This window comes from Streptomyces longhuiensis (assembly GCF_020616555.1).
Classification (GTDB): domain Bacteria; phylum Actinomycetota; class Actinomycetes; order Streptomycetales; family Streptomycetaceae; genus Streptomyces; species Streptomyces longhuiensis.
This window is the reverse complement of the sequence record NZ_CP085173.1, coordinates 4,340,341-4,356,807: the sequence shown is the minus strand read 5'-3', so window position 1 is coordinate 4,356,807 and position 16,467 is coordinate 4,340,341. Positions and strand designations below refer to the sequence as shown.

At 69.7% G+C, this 16,467-nt stretch carries 16 protein-coding genes and 1 tRNA gene; 6 read left to right on the top strand and 11 right to left on the bottom strand.

What is annotated here, in order from left to right; translation table 11 throughout:
• The first annotated feature begins 2 nt into the window (after nucleotides 1-2).
• Nucleotides 3-1,175, top strand: coding sequence for a galactokinase (gene galK, locus LGI35_RS20160; protein WP_227295196.1), 1,173 nt, complete (start codon nucleotides 3-5; stop codon nucleotides 1,173-1,175).
• A 36-nt stretch (nucleotides 1,176-1,211) separates the two neighbouring features.
• Here galK and LGI35_RS20155 read toward each other — a convergent pair whose 3' ends face one another.
• Nucleotides 1,212-1,667 carry a GNAT family N-acetyltransferase gene (locus LGI35_RS20155; RefSeq protein WP_227295195.1) on the bottom strand — a complete coding sequence of 152 codons (456 nt, stop codon included), beginning with the start codon at nucleotides 1,665-1,667 and terminating at the stop codon, nucleotides 1,212-1,214.
• A gap of 266 nt (nucleotides 1,668-1,933) precedes the next feature.
• Here LGI35_RS20155 and LGI35_RS20150 point away from each other — a divergent pair, with 266 nt between their 5' ends.
• Complete coding sequence (locus tag LGI35_RS20150) at nucleotides 1,934-2,683, top strand: LuxR C-terminal-related transcriptional regulator (protein WP_116512544.1); 750 nt, start codon at nucleotides 1,934-1,936, stop codon at nucleotides 2,681-2,683.
• Between the two features lie 25 nt (nucleotides 2,684-2,708).
• Here the strand turns inward: LGI35_RS20150 and LGI35_RS20145 are convergent, their stop codons facing one another.
• A complete protein-coding gene (locus LGI35_RS20145) occupies nucleotides 2,709-3,206 on the bottom strand; it encodes a MarR family winged helix-turn-helix transcriptional regulator (RefSeq protein ID WP_100596154.1) in 498 nt (165 codons plus the stop codon).
• A gap of 89 nt (nucleotides 3,207-3,295) precedes the next feature.
• Here LGI35_RS20145 and LGI35_RS20140 point away from each other — a divergent pair, with 89 nt between their 5' ends.
• The gene (locus LGI35_RS20140) at nucleotides 3,296-4,087 is read left to right on the top strand and encodes a trans-aconitate 2-methyltransferase (protein WP_227295194.1); all 792 of its coding nucleotides are present in this window, start codon (nucleotides 3,296-3,298) and stop codon (nucleotides 4,085-4,087) included.
• Complete coding sequence (locus tag LGI35_RS20135; RefSeq protein ID WP_227295193.1) at nucleotides 4,087-4,461, top strand: VOC family protein; 375 nt, start codon at nucleotides 4,087-4,089, stop codon at nucleotides 4,459-4,461. The genes LGI35_RS20140 and LGI35_RS20135 overlap by 1 nt, the downstream gene beginning before the upstream one ends.
• Here the strand turns inward: LGI35_RS20135 and LGI35_RS20130 are convergent.
• Nucleotides 4,458-5,141: a TetR/AcrR family transcriptional regulator gene (locus LGI35_RS20130; RefSeq protein WP_116512547.1), complete on the bottom strand. Its 684-nt coding sequence runs from the start codon at nucleotides 5,139-5,141 to the stop codon at nucleotides 4,458-4,460. The two genes, LGI35_RS20135 and LGI35_RS20130, sit on opposite strands and share 4 nt — an antisense overlap.
• Nucleotides 5,138-6,133, bottom strand: a complete 996-nt coding sequence (locus LGI35_RS20125) for an acyl-CoA desaturase (RefSeq protein WP_227295192.1) — start codon at nucleotides 6,131-6,133, stop codon at nucleotides 5,138-5,140. Before LGI35_RS20125 ends, LGI35_RS20130 begins: the two co-directional genes overlap by 4 nt.
• A 275-nt stretch (nucleotides 6,134-6,408) precedes the next feature.
• Between LGI35_RS20125 and ppc the strand changes: the two genes are divergently transcribed.
• A complete protein-coding gene (ppc, locus tag LGI35_RS20120) occupies nucleotides 6,409-9,147 on the top strand; it encodes a phosphoenolpyruvate carboxylase (RefSeq protein WP_227295191.1) in 2,739 nt (912 codons plus the stop codon).
• Between the two features lie 31 nt (nucleotides 9,148-9,178).
• On the opposite strand, the gene LGI35_RS20115 is transcribed toward ppc, so the two are convergent.
• From LGI35_RS20115 to LGI35_RS20085, 7 genes are all read right to left on the bottom strand, one after another.
• Nucleotides 9,179-9,634 carry a hypothetical protein gene (locus LGI35_RS20115; RefSeq protein ID WP_227295190.1) on the bottom strand — a complete coding sequence of 152 codons (456 nt, stop codon included), beginning with the start codon at nucleotides 9,632-9,634 and terminating at the stop codon, nucleotides 9,179-9,181.
• 94 nt (nucleotides 9,635-9,728) lie between these two features.
• The gene (gene pth / locus LGI35_RS20110) at nucleotides 9,729-10,325 is read right to left on the bottom strand and encodes an aminoacyl-tRNA hydrolase (protein WP_227295189.1); all 597 of its coding nucleotides are present in this window, start codon (nucleotides 10,323-10,325) and stop codon (nucleotides 9,729-9,731) included.
• A gap of 100 nt (nucleotides 10,326-10,425) precedes the next feature.
• A complete protein-coding gene (locus LGI35_RS20105; protein ID WP_227295188.1) occupies nucleotides 10,426-11,013 on the bottom strand; it encodes a 50S ribosomal protein L25/general stress protein Ctc in 588 nt (195 codons plus the stop codon).
• A 179-nt stretch (nucleotides 11,014-11,192) separates the two neighbouring features.
• Nucleotides 11,193-12,170: a ribose-phosphate diphosphokinase gene (locus LGI35_RS20100; RefSeq protein ID WP_116512553.1), complete on the bottom strand. Its 978-nt coding sequence runs from the start codon at nucleotides 12,168-12,170 to the stop codon at nucleotides 11,193-11,195.
• Nucleotides 12,171-12,289: 119 nt separating this feature from the next.
• Nucleotides 12,290-13,738, bottom strand: coding sequence for a bifunctional UDP-N-acetylglucosamine diphosphorylase/glucosamine-1-phosphate N-acetyltransferase GlmU (gene glmU / locus LGI35_RS20095; protein ID WP_227295187.1), 1,449 nt, complete (start codon nucleotides 13,736-13,738; stop codon nucleotides 12,290-12,292).
• Between the two features lie 117 nt (nucleotides 13,739-13,855).
• Nucleotides 13,856-13,926, bottom strand: a tRNA-Gln gene (locus tag LGI35_RS20090).
• Nucleotides 13,927-13,937: 11 nt separating this feature from the next.
• Complete coding sequence (locus tag LGI35_RS20085; RefSeq protein ID WP_227295186.1) at nucleotides 13,938-14,810, bottom strand: hypothetical protein; 873 nt, start codon at nucleotides 14,808-14,810, stop codon at nucleotides 13,938-13,940.
• 167 nt (nucleotides 14,811-14,977) lie between these two features.
• Here LGI35_RS20085 and LGI35_RS20080 point away from each other — a divergent pair, with 167 nt between their 5' ends.
• Nucleotides 14,978-16,282 carry a sensor histidine kinase gene (locus LGI35_RS20080; RefSeq protein ID WP_227295185.1) on the top strand — a complete coding sequence of 435 codons (1,305 nt, stop codon included), beginning with the start codon at nucleotides 14,978-14,980 and terminating at the stop codon, nucleotides 16,280-16,282.
• Nucleotides 16,283-16,467: the final 185 nt, after the last annotated feature.

The window sequence follows — 16,467 nt, the reverse complement described above, 5'->3', positions numbered from 1 at the left end:
TCATGTCCGTCGCCTCGCAGTTCAGCGATCTGTACGGATACGAGCCCGAGGGGGTCTGGGCCGCGCCCGGACGCGTGAACCTCATCGGCGAGTACACCGACTTCAACGAGGGCTTCGTGATGCCGCTCGCGTTGCCGCACACCGCGGTGGCCGCCGTCGCGCGCCGCACCGACGGCGTCCTGCGGCTGCACTCCGCGGACATCGACGCGCCGATCGCCGAACTGCGGGCCGACGAACTGACCCCGCTCTCCGAGTTCGGGCAGGGCGGCTGGGCCGCGTACCTGGCGGGCGTCGTATGGGCGCTGCGCGAGGCCGGGCACACCGTCACCGGCGCCGACATCCACCTCGCGTCGACCGTGCCGACCGGCGCGGGCCTGTCCTCGTCGGCCGCGCTCGAGGTCGTCACGGCGCTCGCGCTCAACGACCTGTTCGAACTGGGGCTCACCGGGCCCGAGTTGGCGCGGATCGCGCAGCGCGCGGAGAACGACTTCGTGCGCGTGCCCTGCGGGATCATGGACCAGATGGCGTCGGCGTGCGCCACCGAGGGCCATGCCCTGCACCTGGACTGCCGTGACCTGTCCGTCCGCCAGGTCCCCTTCGACCTGGCCGCCCACGGCCTCCAGCTCCTCGTCGTCGACACCCGCGTCAAGCACGAGCTCGGCGACGGCGCGTACGCGGAGCGCCGCGCGGGCTGCGAAGAGGGCGCCCGCGCGCTCGGCGTCTCCCATCTGCGTGACGTGTCCTACGCCGAACTGCCGCAGGCGCTCGCCACGTTGGCGGACCTCACCGACGAGCGGATCGTGCGCTACGTCCGCCACATCGTCTGCGACGACCACCGCGTCGAGCGGGTCATCGAGCTCCTCGACGCCGGTGACGTACGGGCGATCGGCCCGGTCCTCACCGAGGGCCACGTCTCGCTCCGCGACGACCTGCGCATCTCCTGCGCCGAGCTGGACCTGGTCGTCGACACCGCGAACGCGGCGGGCGCGCTCGGCGCCCGGATGACCGGCGGCGGCTTCGGCGGCTCGGCGATCGTCCTGGTGGAGGAGCCGGACGCGGAAGCGGTGACGAAGTCGATCACCGAGGCGTTCGCCGCGGCGGGCTGCACGGCCCCGCGGGTCTTCCCGGCGGTCCCGTCGGCAGGAGCCCACCAACTCGCCCCCGCCGCTTCGTAGGCGTGAACTCCCTGATCCCCGGCGGACGGCCGGGGATCAGCCGAGCCGCTTGGTGAGCGTGAACTCCTTGATCCCCGGCGGGTAGTCGGGGATCACGCACATCAACTCGTAGCCGTGCTGGCGGTAGAAGCCGGGCGCTTGGAAGTCCCAGGTCTCGACCCGGGCGCCGCGGCAGGCGCGGTCCTCGTGGGCGATGCGTTCCGCTTCCGCCAGGAGGCGGGAGCCCAGGCCCTTCGTGCGGTGGTGGTCGTCGACCCAGAGCAGGTTCACATGGAGCCAGGTCGCCCAGGTGTGTCCGTCCAGGCCGCCGGCGATCTCGCCGCTCTCGTCCAACGCCCAGACCTGGAGCGGAACTTCGTGCTCCGCGGGCGTTCCGCGCAGTGACCTGAGCTCCGCCGACGCCGCGGTGTTCGCCTCACGCAGCCGGGAGTGGAGAAGATCGCGCCGCTGTTTGTCGACTTCTGTCTCAATACGAAACATACGCCTCACCATAAACGCGCGGGCCAATCAGTTCTGCAAATTGCCTTCCGCTCCTGGCCCGCGGCCCTACTCTGAGGGGCAGCGCCGGTGGGGGCCGGTGCTGATCAGGGGGCGAGACAGCCGGGTGCGCGTCCGGAGTGGGGGTGGCGGTACGAGCGCGGCGGCGGCCGTGCGACCGCGACGACCTGCCTCTTCGAACGCCGTACCCGTGCCGGACAGCCTCCCGGCGCCGGGGAATCCCCTGCTCCGCGAGGAGCTTGGGGGAGGGGGTAATACACGTGGTTCGCATCCGAGTCCTGGTCGTCGACGACCACCGCATCTTCGCCGAGTCGCTCGCCGCGGCTCTCGCCGCCGAGCCCGACGTGGACGTGTCCGCGGCCGGCAGCGGCCCCGCCGCGCTGCGCTGCATGGACCGCGCCGCGGCGGAAGGGCGCCGTTTCGACGTCCTCCTCGTGGACGCCGACCTGGGGGCGGCCCTGCACGGCCCGCGCCCGGCGACGGCCGTGCCCGACGCGGCGCCCGGCCAGGACGGCCTGGTCGACGGCATCTCGCTGGTGGCGGGCGTCCGTTCGGGCCAGCCCACCGTCCGGACGGTGGTCCTCGCCGAGAAGGACGACCCGCGCCGCGCGGCACTCGCGCTCCAGGCGGGTGCCTCCGGCTGGGTCGCCAAGGACTGCTCGCTCTCGCGGCTGCTCACGGTCATCCGGGGCGTCCTGCGCGACGAGACGCATCTGCCGCCCGCCCTGCTCACGAGCGTCCTGCGGGAGCTGACCGCGGCCCGCAAGCACCGCACCGATTCGGAGCGCCTGGTGGAGTCCCTGACGCCGCGTGAGCGCGAGGTGCTGCGCTGCATGGTCGCGGGCCTGGGCCGCAAGGCGGTCGCCGAGCGCCTGTTCCTGTCCCCGCACACGGTCCGTACGCACATGCAGAACGTGCTGGGCAAGCTCGGGGTGCACTCCACGCTCGCGGCGGTGGCCCTGGCACGCAGGGCCGGGGTCGGTCCCGCGGACCTGGAAGCGGCGTCGTAGGAACGGGAACCCGTACGGCCGGGCCCTAGCCGGGGATGTTGTCGAACGGCGCGGTCAACTGCCGCAGCAGGCCCGCCAGTTCACCGCGCTGGGTGCGGGACAGCTCCGCGAGGATCGCCCGCTCCTGCGCGAGGAGGCCGGCGAGTGCCTGGTCGGCGCGATCCTGCCCCTCGGTGGTCAGCCGGACGAGGACGCCCCGCCGGTCGCTCGGGTCGGGGAGACGCTCGACGAGGCCCTTCTTGGCGAGCCGGTCGATACGGTTCGTCATCGTGCCGGAGGTGACGAGGGTCTGGGTGAGGAGCTGTCCGGGGGAGAGCTGATAGGGGGCGCCGGCCCGCCGCAGGGACGTCAGTACGTCGAACTCCCACGGCTCCAGCTGGTGCTCGGCGAACGCCAGGCGCCGGGCCCGGTCAAGATGACGCGCCAGCCTGCTGACCCGACTGAGCACCTCGAGGGGCTCCACGTCGAGGTCAGGGCGCTCTCGACGCCACGCTGCGACCAGCCGATCGACCTCGTCCTCCATGACGATCAGTCTAGTGGGTCCCTCGACATGAAGTCTCTTGAATTCAACTATCTTGACATCGAGATAAAACCCAGAGGATCCTGGCCGCCATGAGCGCACCCACCTGGGACCCCCAGCAGTATCTCCGGCACGCGGACCACCGCACACGCCCCTTCGCCGATCTCCTCGCCCGCGTCCAGGGCGACCCGGCGAGGATCGCCGACCTCGGCTGCGGCGCCGGCAACGTCACCGCCCTGCTCGCCGAGCGCTGGCCGAAGGCCAGGATCACCGGCTACGACAACTCCCCGCAGATGCTGGAGAAGGCCGCCGCCCACGCTACCGACCTGCTTGACTTCGCCCCCGCCGACGCGGCCACCTGGACCCCCGGCGAGCCCTTCGACCTGATCGTCTCCAACGCCCTGCTCCAGTGGGTCCCCGGCCACACCGGCCGCTTCCCCGACTGGCTCGCCGGCCTCACCCCGGGCGGCACGTTCGCCTTCCAGGTCCCCGGCAACTTCGACGCCCCCAGCCACGTCCTGATGCGCGAACTCGCACAGTCGGCGCGCTGGCGGGACCGGCTCGGCGACACCCTGCGCCACGCGGACGCCGTCCACACGCCGGAGCGGTACCTGAACGAGCTCACGGAGCTCGGCTGCCACGCGGACGTCTGGGAGACGACGTACCTGCATCTCCTCCAGGGCGAGGACCCCGTCCTCGACTGGGTCAAGGGCACGGGCCTGCGCCCCGTCCTGACCGCCCTAGCGGACGACCCGGGGGCCACCGACGCATTCCTGACCGCCTACCGCGCCCTGCTCCGCACCGCGTACCCCACGACAGCCCACGGCACGGTCTTCCCCTTCCGCCGCCTCTTCGCGGTGGCCCGCAAGCCCGCCGACGCCTGATGCTCCGGGCCCTGGACCACGTACAGCTCGCCGCCCCCGCGGGATCGGAGGACGCGCTGCGCCGGTTCTACGGGGACGCCCTCGGCATGACGGAGACGCCGAAGCCCCCGGCGCTCGCGGCGCGCGGGGGCTGCTGGTTCGAAGCGGGCCAGGTGCGAGTGCACCTGGGAATCGAGCGGGACTTCCGGCCGGCCCGCAAGGCCCACCCGGGGCTGCGGGTCACGGGGATCGAGACGTACGCGGCGCGCCTCGCGGCGCACGGTGTGCGGATCATCTGGGACGAGGACCTGCCGGGCCACCGCCGGTTCTACGCCGACGACCCGGTGGGCAACCGGCTCGAATTCCTCGAACCGGTCAACCCCGGACCCGCCTAGTTCTTGCGCCGCCCGATCAGATGCGGGTTCGCCTCCATGCCGTCCAGGCCGTGCCACGCCAGATTCACCAGGTGCGCCGCGACCTCGGCCTTCTCCGGCTTACGGGCGTCCAGCCACCACTGGCCCGTCAGGGCGACCATGCCGACCAGTGCCTGCGCGTACAGCGGCGCGAGCTTCGGGTCGAAGCCGCGGTTCTTGAACTCGCGGCCCAGGATGTCCTCGACCTGCGTGGCGATGTCGGAGATCAGCGAGGCGAACGAGCCCGTGGACTGAGGGATGGGGGAGTCGCGGACCAGGATGCGGAAGCCGTCCGTGTACTCCTCGATGTAGTCGAGGAGCGCGAAGGCGGCCTGCTCGCACAGTTCGCGCGGATGCCCGGCCGTCAGCGAGCCGGTCACCATGTCGAGGAGCTGGCGCATCTCACGGTCCACGACGACCGCGTACAGGCCCTCCTTGCCGCCGAAGTGCTCGTACACGACCGGCTTGGAGACCCCGGCCTTCGCCGCGATCTCCTCCACCGACGTGCCCTCGAAGCCCTTCGCGGCGAAGAGGGTGCGACCGATCTCGAGCAGTTGCTGGCGGCGCTCCGCACCGGTCATCCGGGTGCGGCGCGCGCGCCGGGGCTTGTCGTTGCCGGCTGGGCTCGCAGTGTTCGGATCGGTCGCCACATGCTCCATCATGCCGCGTCAGCGGCCTGCGGCTTGCGGCGGGAGGCGATCCGCTCCTTCGACGGCCAGCGCACGTCATGCGCCCAGCCCAGCTGCTCGAACCAGCGGATCAGCCGCGCGGACGAGTCCACCTGGCCGCGCATGACACCGTGCCGCGCCGACGTCGGGTCCGCGTGGTGCAGGTTGTGCCACGACTCGCCGCACGACAGGACCGCCAGCCACCACACGTTGCCGGACTTGTCGCGCGACCTGAACGGGCGCTTGCCCACCGCGTGACAGATCGAGTTGATCGACCACGTGACGTGGTGCAGCAGCGCCACCCGCACGAGCGAGCCCCAGAAGAACCCGGTGAACGCGCCCCACCACGACATCGTCGCCAGACCGCCGATCAGCGCCGGCAGAGCCAGCGAGAGCATCGTCCAGAAAATGAACTGACGCGAGATCGCCCTTATGGCGGGATCGTTCACCAGATCGGGTGCGTACTTCTCCTGCGGCGTCTGCTCCTCATCGAACATCCAGCCGATGTGCGCCCACCACAAGCCCTTCATCAGCGCGGGCAGCGTCTCGCCGAAACGCCACGGCGAGTGCGGGTCACCCTCCGCGTCGGAGAACTTGTGGTGCTTGCGGTGATCCGCCACCCAGCGCACGAGAGGACCCTCGACCGCCATCGAGCCCGCGACGGCCAGCGCGATCCGCAGCGGCCGCTTCGCCTTGAAGGAACCGTGCGTGAAGTACCGGTGGAAGCCGATCGTGATGCCGTGGCAGCCGAGGTAGTAGAAGAACACCATGAGGCCGAGGTCGAGCCAGCTCACACCCCAGCCCCAGGCCAGCGGCACCGCCGCGACCAGCGCCAGGAACGGGACGGTGATGAAGAGCAGCAGCGCGAGCTGCTCCAGCGAACGCTTCTGCTCACCGCCGAGCGTGGCGGAGGGCAGCGGAGCGCCGGTCGAGTCACTCGACGGCGCCTCCGGGGCGTCATCGATCAGATCGGGGCTTGGTGTCATGGGGCGTCCCCTGTGGGGTCGAGGGTCGAGAACGGGGATGTGGTGCTGGGGAGTGGTGCGGAGAACTTTTACTACGCGTCCGTAACCTACGGCGTCGTAAGTATGGCAGCGCGCAGGCCAGCGGCAAGAGGCCCGGAAACAGCCCTCCCGGGCGGACACCTATCCTTGGAAACGGTCGGACAGCGCGGTCCGCTCTGTATCTCCACCCGGGACTCATACCCGGTTCCCGGGATTTCCCTCCCAGACGTGCTTCAACACTGCAAGGAGCCGCACCTGTGAGCAGTGCCGACGACCAGAGCCGTGAGGCCACCTCCAGCGCCGAGCTGCGCGCCGATATCCGCCGACTCGGCGACCTCCTCGGCGAGACACTCGTACGCCAGGAGGGCCCCGAGCTCCTCGAACTGGTCGAGAAGGTCCGTAGCCTCACCCGGGAGGACGGCGAGGCCGCCGCCCGCCTGCTCGGTGAGACGGAGCTGGAGACCGCGGCCAAGCTGGTCCGCGCCTTCTCGACGTACTTCCATCTGGCGAACGTGACCGAGCAGGTGCACCGAGGCCGCGAGCTGCGCGCCCGCCGTGCCGCCGAGGGCAGCCTCCTCGCCCGCACCGCCGACCGGCTCAAGGACGCCGACGCCGAGCACCTGCGCGAAACGGTCCGGAACCTGAACGTACGGCCGGTGTTCACCGCCCACCCGACCGAGGCCGCCCGGCGCTCCGTCCTCAACAAGCTGCGCCGCGTCGCCGAGCTCCTCGAGACCCCCGTCATCGAGGCCGACCGCCGCCGCTACGACACCCGCCTCGCCGAGAACATCGACCTGGTGTGGCAGACCGACGAACTGCGCGTCGTGCGCCCCGAGCCCACCGACGAGGCGCGCAACGCGATCTACTACCTCGACGAGCTGCACGCCGGCGCCGTCGGCGACGTCCTCGAGGACCTCACCGCCGAGCTGGAGCGCGTCGGCGTCACCGTGCCCGCCGCCACCCGCCCGCTCACCTTCGGCACCTGGATCGGCGGCGACCGCGACGGCAACCCGAACGTCACCCCCGCCGTCACCTGGGACGTCCTGATCCTCCAGCACGAGCACGGCATCAACGACGCCCTGGAGCTCATCGACGAGCTGCGCGGCTTCCTGTCGAACTCGATCCGCTACACCGGCGCCACCGAGGAACTCCTCGTCTCCCTCCAGAACGACCTGGAGCGCCTCCCGGAGATCAGCCCCCGCTACAAGCGCCTCAACTCCGAGGAGCCCTACCGGCTCAAGGCCACGTGCATCCGGCAGAAGCTGGAGAACACCAAGGAGCGCCTCGCCAGGGGCACCGCGCACGTGGAAGGCCGCGACTACCTCGGCACCGGCGAGCTCCTCCAGGACCTCACGCTCATCCAGACGTCCCTGCGCGAGCACCGCGGCGCCCTGTTCGCCGACGGCCGGATGAACCGCACCATCCGCACGCTCGCCGCGTTCGGCCTCCAGCTCGCCACCATGGACGTACGCGAGCACGCCGACGCCCACCACCACGCCCTCGGCCAGCTCTTCGACCGGCTCGGCGAGGAGTCCTGGCGCTACGCCGACATGCCCCGCGAGTACCGCCAGAAGCTCCTCGCCAAGGAACTCAGGTCCCGCAGGCCCCTGGCCCCCTCGCCCGCACCCCTCGACGCCGCCGGCGAGAAGACCCTCGGCGTCTTCCACACCGTCAAGCGCGCCCTCGACGTCTTCGGACCCGAGGTCATCGAGTCGTACATCATCTCGATGTGCCAGGGCGCCGACGACGTGTTCGCCGCCGCCGTCCTCGCCCGCGAGGCCGGACTCGTCGACCTGCACGGCGGCTGGGCCAAGATCGGCATCGTGCCGCTCCTGGAGACCACCGACGAGCTGCGCGCCGCCGACGTCATCCTCGACGAGATGCTCGCCGACCCGTCCTACCGGCGCCTCGTAGCCCTGCGCGGCGACGTCCAGGAAGTCATGCTCGGCTACTCGGACTCCTCCAAGTTCGGCGGCATCACCACCTCCCAGTGGGAGATCCACCGCGCCCAGCGCCGACTGCGCGACGTCGCCCACCGCTACGGCGTGCGCCTGCGCCTCTTCCACGGCCGCGGCGGCACCGTCGGCCGCGGCGGCGGCCCCTCGCACGACGCGATCCTCGCCCAGCCGTGGGGCACCCTCGAGGGCGAGATCAAGGTGACCGAGCAGGGCGAGGTCATCTCCGACAAGTACCTCGTGCCGTCCCTGGCCCGCGAGAACCTCGAACTGACCGTGGCCGCCACCCTCCAGGCATCCGCGCTGCACACCGCGCCCCGCCAGTCCGACGAGGCCCTCGCCCGCTGGGACGCGGCCATGGACGTCGTCTCCGACGCCGCGCACGCCGCGTACCGCAAGCTGGTCGAGGACCCGGACCTGCCGACGTACTTCCTCGCCTCCACGCCGGTCGACCAGCTCGCCGATCTGCACCTCGGCTCCCGGCCCTCCCGCCGCCCCGGCTCGGGCGTCTCGCTCGACGGCCTGCGCGCCATCCCGTGGGTGTTCGGCTGGACCCAGTCGCGGCAGATCGTGCCCGGCTGGTTCGGCGTCGGCTCCGGACTCAAGGCACTGCGCGAGGCGGGCCTCGGCACCGTGCTCGACGAGATGAGCGAGCAGTGGCACTTCTTCCGCAACTTCCTGTCGAACGTCGAGATGACCCTCGCCAAGACGGACCTGCGGATCGCCCGCCACTACGTCGACACGCTCGTCCCCGACGAGCTCAAGCACGTCTTCGCCGACATCGAGGCCGAGCACGAGCTGACCGTACGAGAGGTGCTCCGCATCACCGGCGGCCAGGAACTCCTGGACACGCAGCCGGTGCTCCAGCAGACCTTCTCGATCCGCGACGCCTACCTGGACCCGATCTCGTACCTCCAGGTGGCCCTGCTCAAGCGCCAGCGTGACGACGCGGCCGCCGGCGCCGAGCCGGACCCGCTGCTCGGGCGGGCGCTCCTGCTCACCGTGAACGGAGTGGCGGCGGGCCTGCGCAACACCGGCTGATCACTCCGACCGGCCGACGGATGACGGCAGTTCACCAGGTGAGCGTCGCGAACGCGACACTCAGCAACGCGACCCCGGTGGCTGCCGTCACCCATGCCCAGCGCGTCAGACGCAGCCCGCCCGCGATCACCACGGCGGCCAGCAGCAGCGCACCGCCCAGCGGAACCCACGCGTGGAAGAACCCCGCAGCCCCCGCACGCACCACCTCACCCGTGCCGGGCTTCACCACCACCGGGATGCGCGCGCCCTTCTTCTCCGCGATCGACCGGTCGATGACGACACGGTCGCGGGGCTGCGAACCCGGCGACAGAGGCGCGTAAGGGCCGGTGCACGTGTCGTCGGTGCACCGCGTCACCGTCATCGTGCCGCGCTCACGGCCCTTGGTGAGCATCACGTGCTGAGCCGACGCCCAGGACGCCCGGACGCCCGCGATCAGGATCAGCAGGGCCACGACCGTCATCGCGGCCCGCCGGGTGTACGAGAGCATGGCGGCGATCCTTGGCCATGGCCCCGCGAAGAGTCAAGAAAAGCAGACAGGCCCCGGGCGAGATGCCCGTGACCTGTCGAGATGCCCGGTGAACTCAGGAGTTGTACGCGCTCTGCGCCCGCTCCAGGCCCTCCGTGACCAGACACTCCACCGAGTCCGCCGCCCGGTCCACCAGATAGTCCAGCTCCTTGCGCTCCGTGGACGAGAAGTCCTTCAGAACGAAGTCCGCGACCTGCATACGCCCCGGCGGACGCCCGATCCCGAAACGCACCCGGTGATAGTCCGCACCCATCGACTTCGTGATCGACTTCAGACCGTTGTGCCCGTTGTCGCCACCGCCCAGCTTCAGCCGCATCGTCCCGTAGTCGATGTCCAGCTCGTCATGGATCGCCACGATGTTGCCGACCGGCACCTTGTAGAAATCCCGCAGACCCGTCACCGGACCACCCGACACGTTCATGAACGACATCGGCTTCGCCAGGATCACCCGGCGGTTCTGCGGACCCGGCGCACCGATCCGCCCCTCGAGCACCTGCGCCTGAGCCTTGCCGGCCCGCTTGAACTTGCCGCCGATCCGCTCCGCGAGCAGATCGGCCACCATGAAGCCCACGTTGTGCCGGTTCATCGCGTACTCGGGCCCGGGGTTCCCGAGACCCACGATGAGCCAGGGGGCAGTGGCATCGGTCGTCATCGGGACCGCGTCTCCTCACGTACAACAGACGGACACGAACATGAAAAAACGGGGTGGCGGGCCGCAGTGGCCCGCCACCCCGTCAAGCAGAGCGTACGGCTCAGGCCTCGGCGCCCTCGGCCTCGGCGGTCTCCGCAGCCGGCTCCTCGGCCTGCGCGGCCAGGATCTGGATGACGACGGCCTCGGGGTCCGTGACCAGGGTCGTGCCCGACGGCAGCGTGACGTCCTTCGCGTGGATGGCGTCGCCGCCCTCCAGGCCCGCGATCGACACGGTGACGGAGGTCGGGATGTGCGTGGCCTCGGTCTCGACGGACAGCGTGTTCAGCACGTTCTCGACGAGGAAGCTGCCCGGAGCCAGGTCACCCTCGGTCTCGACCGCAACCTCGACCGTGACCTTCTCGCCGCGCTTGACGAGCAGCAGGTCGACGTGGACCAGGTAACCCTTGATGGCGTCACGCTGGACGGCCTTCGGGATCGCCAGCTCGTTCTTGCCGTCGATGTCCAGGGACAGCAGAACGTTCGGGGTACGCAGGGCGAGCAGCAGCTCGTGGCCCGGCAGCGTCACGTGAACCGGCTCGGTGCCGTGACCGTAGATGACACCGGGAACCTTGTTCTCACGGCGAACGGTGCGGGCGGCACCCTTGCCGAACTCGGTACGGATCTCGGCGGCAAGCTTGATCTCAGCCATGTGCACTCCTCGTAGAAAAGGGGAAAGGTGGTCACCCGGCCACGAACGGGCCTGCTACGAAGAGCGCGTCGATAACGGACCGCCGCACATGACAGTGCGGCCTCCCTCGCCGAGCAACTCCGTGAGTCTACCCGGCGGGAAGGCCGCCCCAAAATCGATCTAGAAGAGCCTCGGCGCTACTACGCCTGCTCCTCGAACAGGCTCGTCACCGAACCGTCCTCGAAGACCTCACGCACCGCACGCGCGATCGTCGGCGCGATCGACAGCACCGTGATCTTGTCCAGCTCCAGCTCACCCGGCGTCGGCAGCGTGTCCGTGAAGACGAACTCGCTCACCTTCGAGTTCTTCAGACGGTCAGCCGCCGGACCCGACAGCACACCGTGCGTCGCCGTCACGATGACGTCCTCCGCACCGTGCGCGAACAGCGCGTCCGCCGCGGCGCAGATCGTGCCACCCGTGTCGATCATGTCGTCGACCAGGACGCAGACACGGCCCTTCACATCACCGACGACCTCGTGCACGGTGACCTGGTTCGCCACGTCCTTGTCACGACGCTTGTGCACGATCGCCAGCGGCGCGCCCAGACGGTCACACCAGCGGTCCGCCACCCGCACACGGCCGGCGTCCGGAGACACCACCGTGAGCTTGTCGCGGTCGACCTTCGCCCCCACGTAGTCCGCCAGGATCGGCAGCGCGAACAAGTGGTCCACCGGGCCGTCGAAGAAGCCCTGGATCTGGTCCGTGTGCAGATCCACCGTCAGAATGCGGTCCGCACCCGCCGTCTTCATCAGGTCCGCCACCAGACGCGCCGAGATCGGTTCACGTCCACGGTGCTTCTTGTCCTGACGGGCGTAACCGTAGAACGGCACGATCACCGTGATGGAGCGGGCCGACGCACGCTTCAGCGCGTCGATCATGATGAGCTGCTCCATGATCCACTTGTTGATCGGAGCCGTGTGGCTCTGGATCAGAAAGCAGTCGGCGCCGCGAGCGGACTCCTGGTAGCGGACATAGATCTCGCCGTTGGCGAAATCGAAGGCCTTGGTCGGAACGATCCCGACACCGAGCTGGTGCGCGACCTCCTCGGCAAGCTCGGGGTGGGCGCGGCCGGAGAAGAGCATCAGCTTCTTCTCGCCGGTCGTCTTGATCCCGGTCACAGCACTTGTCTCCTCAGACGCGTTCTTCCGCCGCTGCGCCCGCTCGTCCCATTAGCAGCGAGGCAGCCGAATCGTGTGCACCTATCACGGTACGCCGTGTCGGACGCACCTGTTTCCGGTCAGCCTTCGCTGCCGGCCTCCCGGGACGCCTCCTCAGCCGCCTTCGCAGCCGCACTCCCCGGACGCTTACGGGCCACCCAACCCTCGATATTCCGCTGCTGGCCACGGGCCACGGCCAGCGAACCCGCCGGCACATCCTTCGTGATCACCGACCCCGCGGCGGTGTACGCACCGTCCCCGACCGTGACAGGCGCCACAAACATGTTGTCCGAACCCGTCTTGCAATGCGACCCGACAGTCGTGTGGTGCTTGCTCTCACCGTCGTAGTTCACGAACACACTCGCGGCACCGATGTTCGTGTAGTCACCGATCGTCGCGTCCCCCACGTACGACAGATGCGGCACCTTCGTACCCTCACCGATCGTCGAGTTCTTCGTCTCCACGTACGTACCGATCTTGGCCTTCACACCCAGCCGCGTACCCGGCCGCAGATACGCGAACGGACCCACCGACGCGCCCTCGCCCACCTCGGCACCGTCCGCCACCGTGTTGTCGACCCGCGCCCCCGCACCGACCTTCGTGTCCCTCAGCCGCGTGTTCGGCCCCACCTCGGCACCCTCACCCAGCCACGACTCACCCAGCAGCTGCGTACCCGGATGCACGATCGCGTCCCGCTCGAACCCCACCGTCACATCGACCCACGTCGACGCCGGATCCACGATCGTCACGCCCGCGAGCATCGCCCGCTCCAGCAGCCGATCGTTCAGCGTCCGACGCGCCTCCGCCAGCTGCACACGGTTGTTGATACCCGCGATCTCACGGTGATCCGCCGCCACCGAAGCACCCACACGGTGCCCGGCCTCCCGCAGAATCCCCAGCACATCGGTCAGGTACTCCTCGCCCTGACTGTTGTCCGTACGCACCTTGCCCAGCGCATCCGCCAGCAGCGCACCGTCGAACGCGAACACACCCGAGTTGATCTCACGGATCGCGTGCTGCGACTCGCTCGCGTCCTTGTGCTCGACGATCGCCGTCACCGCGCCCGACGCACCGTCCCGCACGATCCGGCCGTAACCGGTCGCATCCGGAACCTCGGCCGTCAGCACCGTCACCGCATTGCCGTCACCGGTGTGCGTCGCCGACAGGTGCTTCAGCGTCTCGCCGGTCAGCAGCGGCGTGTCACCGCACACCACGATCACCGTGCCGTCCACAGCGCCACCGAGCTCCTCGAGCCCCATGCGCACGGCGTGCCCCGTGCCGTTCTGCTGCTCCTGCACGGCGGTACGGGCGTCCGGATCGATCCCGGCGAGGTGCTCACGCACCCGGTCCCGCTCGTGACCCACGACGACGACCAGGTTCTCGGGGCTCAACTCCCGCGCGGCGGCGAGCACATGCCCGACGAGCGAGCGCCCACTGATCTCGTGCAGGACTTTGGGTGTGGCCGACTTCATACGGGTGCCCTCACCCGCTGCAAGAACGACGACGGCGGCCGGGCAATTGGCGCTCACGGGTGGCCCTTCGGCTTCGGATGCTGTGTGGGGTGGACATCCGCAGGATACCGGGGCGTTGTGGGCGCGAAATGGGGGCGGGGCCCGACCTGGTGGTCGGGCCCCGCCTCACCTGTGCTCCCGGGGAAGGAATCGAACCCTCATTCAATGGACCAAAACCATTTGTCCTGCCATTAGACGACCCGGGATGGTTCGTCCGCTAGGTTCGAATCTGACGATCCGTACCGCGCGCGGACAACACTATGCCGTACCACCAGCCCTCAATGCGACGGTACAGATCGGCCCCCTGGGGAACGCGCACGAGCAAGCAGCCGTGATAGTCCGCACCCACACGCTTGCGGTTGGTCTTCGGGTTGTGCTTTTTGAGTGAGGTCTTGCCGAACTGCGAGGGGTCGGCACCGACCAAGGCGGCCCAGAACTTCTCGGCCGTCGCGATGTCGGCGGTCTCGTGGATCTGTACGTGGAACCTCAGTCGCTCCGGGTTGACTCCAAGGAGGCGGAGCCAGTCCAGGTAGACCTGGATCATGTCCGGATCGCTGTTGACGAAGTCGACTCGTTCCTGGCGGCGATGGGCCTTCGCCTTCGAGCCCTCGGACCAGTAGAGCCCGACACCTACCAGAAACAGCTCACGGTCGGACAGGGCGCCGATCTCTTCGGCCGCTGCCTGCCTGGTCTTCTGGCGCCCCTCCTCCCGGCGCTGAAGGGTGGCTTCCCATCCGCGCCTCGCGATAGCCGAAGCTTCCTCGCGGGTGCGCTTGCGTTCCGGCTTCGGCAGGTCCCGTACCCAGAGCGAGATCGAACTCTTCGAGCACCCGAGCTCGACCTGGATCTGGTCGTACGTCCATCCCTGGAGCCGTAGCTCCCGTGCCCGGTCCCGCAGGTCGTCCTTTGCGTTCGGGCGTTTCGTCCACTCCGGTGCCGGTTCTCCGTCCAGGAGGCGGTTCAGGATGTCGTTGTTGTCGATGAAGAGGCGGTCGCGGATCTCTCGGCGGCTCAACCCCTCCCGCCGCAGCGCCACCGCCCGCTCCCGCAGTCCCTCGAAGTCCCTGTATTTGCCTGTGGCCTGTGTCATAGGCAAAGGCTCGTCCGGGACGGGTTCGGGTGGGTCGTATTTGCATATGGGCCAACAGTTCGAGGGATACCGGCTGGTTTCGCTTCTGTTCGAATGGTGCCCGTGGCAGGGGGCCGTCGCGGAAACTCACCGGAAAAGGGGCACTGTGCGCCCGTAGGCTGGACGGCATGACCACGACGGGGGAAATGCACCGGACGGCCGGGGGGCCGTGGTGGTGGGAGCGGTGGCGCAGTGCCGCGCTCGATGTCGGGCTGGCTGTCGCGTCGGCGGCGGAGTGCGGGGTGGAGGGGGTCGGGTTCGCGCGGGACGCCGGGGTGCCGGCGGCCGTGGGTGTCGTTTTCGGGGTGCTTGCCGGGGCCATGCTGGTGCTGCGGCGGCGGTGGCCGATCGCGGTGGTGCTGATCGGGGTCGCGGTGACTCCGGCCCGGATGGGTGTGCTGCTGAGCGTGGTGGGTCTCTACACGCTGGCCGCGTCCGAGATGCCGCGGCGGATCATCGGGGCCCTGGCGGGGATGTCGTTCGTCGGGACGCTGATCGTGTCGGTGGTGCGGGCGCAGCAGGACATGGGGCACGGGAATCTCGTGCGGGTGGGGGACTGGTTCGTTCCGTTCGTCGCCATCACGACGTCGTTGGGTGTGACCGCTCCGCCGTTGCTGCTCGGGCTCTATGTCGGTGCGCGGCGGCGTCTCATGGAGAGTCTGCGGGAGCGGGCGGATTCGCTGGAGCGGGAGCTTCAGCTGCTCGCGGAGCGCGCGGAGGAGCGGGCCGAGTGGGCGCGGGGCGAGGAGCGGACGCGGATCGCCCGGGAGATGCACGACGTGGTGGCGCACCGGGTGAGTCTGATGGTGGTGCATGCGGCGGCGTTGCAGGCGGTGGCCCGTAAGGATCCGGAGAAGGCCGTGAAGAACGCGGCGCTGGTCGGGGACATGGGCCGGCAGGCGTTGACCGAGTTGCGGGAGATGCTCGGGGTGATGCGGTCCGGTGGTGGCGGGCGTGAGCCGCGTGCGGCGGTGCCGTTGGCGGCGGTGGGGGTGGCGGCTGCGGCCGCTGCGTCGCGTGCCGTTGACGACGAGGACGGGCCGAGTCTGGGTGATCTCGACGAGCTGGTGGGTCAGTCGCGGGCTGCGGGCATGGTGGTGGAGCTGCTCGTCGAGGGCGATCTGCGGTCGTATGTCGCGGCGGTGGAGCAGACCGCGTACCGGGTGGTGCAGGAGGCACTGACGAACGTGCACAAGCATGCGGCGGGCGCGAAGACGTATGTGCGGCTGGCTCATCGGGTGTCGGAGATCGCGATGCAGGTGGAGAACGAGCCGCCGCCGGACGCGGATTCGGCGTCCGACGCGCGGCTGCCGAGTGGGGGGAACGGGCTCGTCGGTATGAAGGAGCGGGTGACGGGCCTGGGCGGGGTGTTCGTGTGCGGGCCGACCGATGCCGGTGGGTATCGGGTGTCGGCTGTGTTGCCTGCGGCTTAGCGCTCAGTGCTCGGCCGCAGGCACTTGGCGACTGTGGGGAGCGGGGCTGCCGGGGGTTCGCGCCAGGGCGTGGCGGGGCCGCGCGGGATGTACGTGTTCGCTGTTCTGCGGGGCGTCGTCACCCGGCCGGTCACCCGCGTGTGGTGCCGGTGGCTCTGCGCGCGCGTTCCGGCATGTCCCCTCGC

What these genes read in the sequence shown, in the direction of transcription:
- galK (WP_227295196.1), top strand. Translation starts at nt 3, where the DNA reads ATGTCCGTCGCCTCGCAGTTCAGCGATCTGTACGGATACGAGCCCGAG.
- LGI35_RS20155 (WP_227295195.1), bottom strand. Translation starts at nt 1,667, where the DNA reads ATGGTGAGGCGTATGTTTCGTATTGAGACAGAAGTCGACAAACAGCGG.
- LGI35_RS20145 (WP_100596154.1), bottom strand. Translation starts at nt 3,206, where the DNA reads ATGGAGGACGAGGTCGATCGGCTGGTCGCAGCGTGGCGTCGAGAGCGC.
- LGI35_RS20140 (WP_227295194.1), top strand. Translation starts at nt 3,296, where the DNA reads ATGAGCGCACCCACCTGGGACCCCCAGCAGTATCTCCGGCACGCGGAC.
- LGI35_RS20135 (WP_227295193.1), top strand. Translation starts at nt 4,087, where the DNA reads ATGCTCCGGGCCCTGGACCACGTACAGCTCGCCGCCCCCGCGGGATCG.
- LGI35_RS20130 (WP_116512547.1), bottom strand. Translation starts at nt 5,141, where the DNA reads ATGATGGAGCATGTGGCGACCGATCCGAACACTGCGAGCCCAGCCGGC.
- LGI35_RS20125 (WP_227295192.1), bottom strand. Translation starts at nt 6,133, where the DNA reads ATGACACCAAGCCCCGATCTGATCGATGACGCCCCGGAGGCGCCGTCG.
- LGI35_RS20115 (WP_227295190.1), bottom strand. Translation starts at nt 9,634, where the DNA reads ATGCTCTCGTACACCCGGCGGGCCGCGATGACGGTCGTGGCCCTGCTG.
- pth (WP_227295189.1), bottom strand. Translation starts at nt 10,325, where the DNA reads ATGACGACCGATGCCACTGCCCCCTGGCTCATCGTGGGTCTCGGGAAC.
- LGI35_RS20105 (WP_227295188.1), bottom strand. Translation starts at nt 11,013, where the DNA reads ATGGCTGAGATCAAGCTTGCCGCCGAGATCCGTACCGAGTTCGGCAAG.
- LGI35_RS20085 (WP_227295186.1), bottom strand. Translation starts at nt 14,810, where the DNA reads ATGACACAGGCCACAGGCAAATACAGGGACTTCGAGGGACTGCGGGAG.
- LGI35_RS20080 (WP_227295185.1), top strand. Translation starts at nt 14,978, where the DNA reads ATGACCACGACGGGGGAAATGCACCGGACGGCCGGGGGGCCGTGGTGG.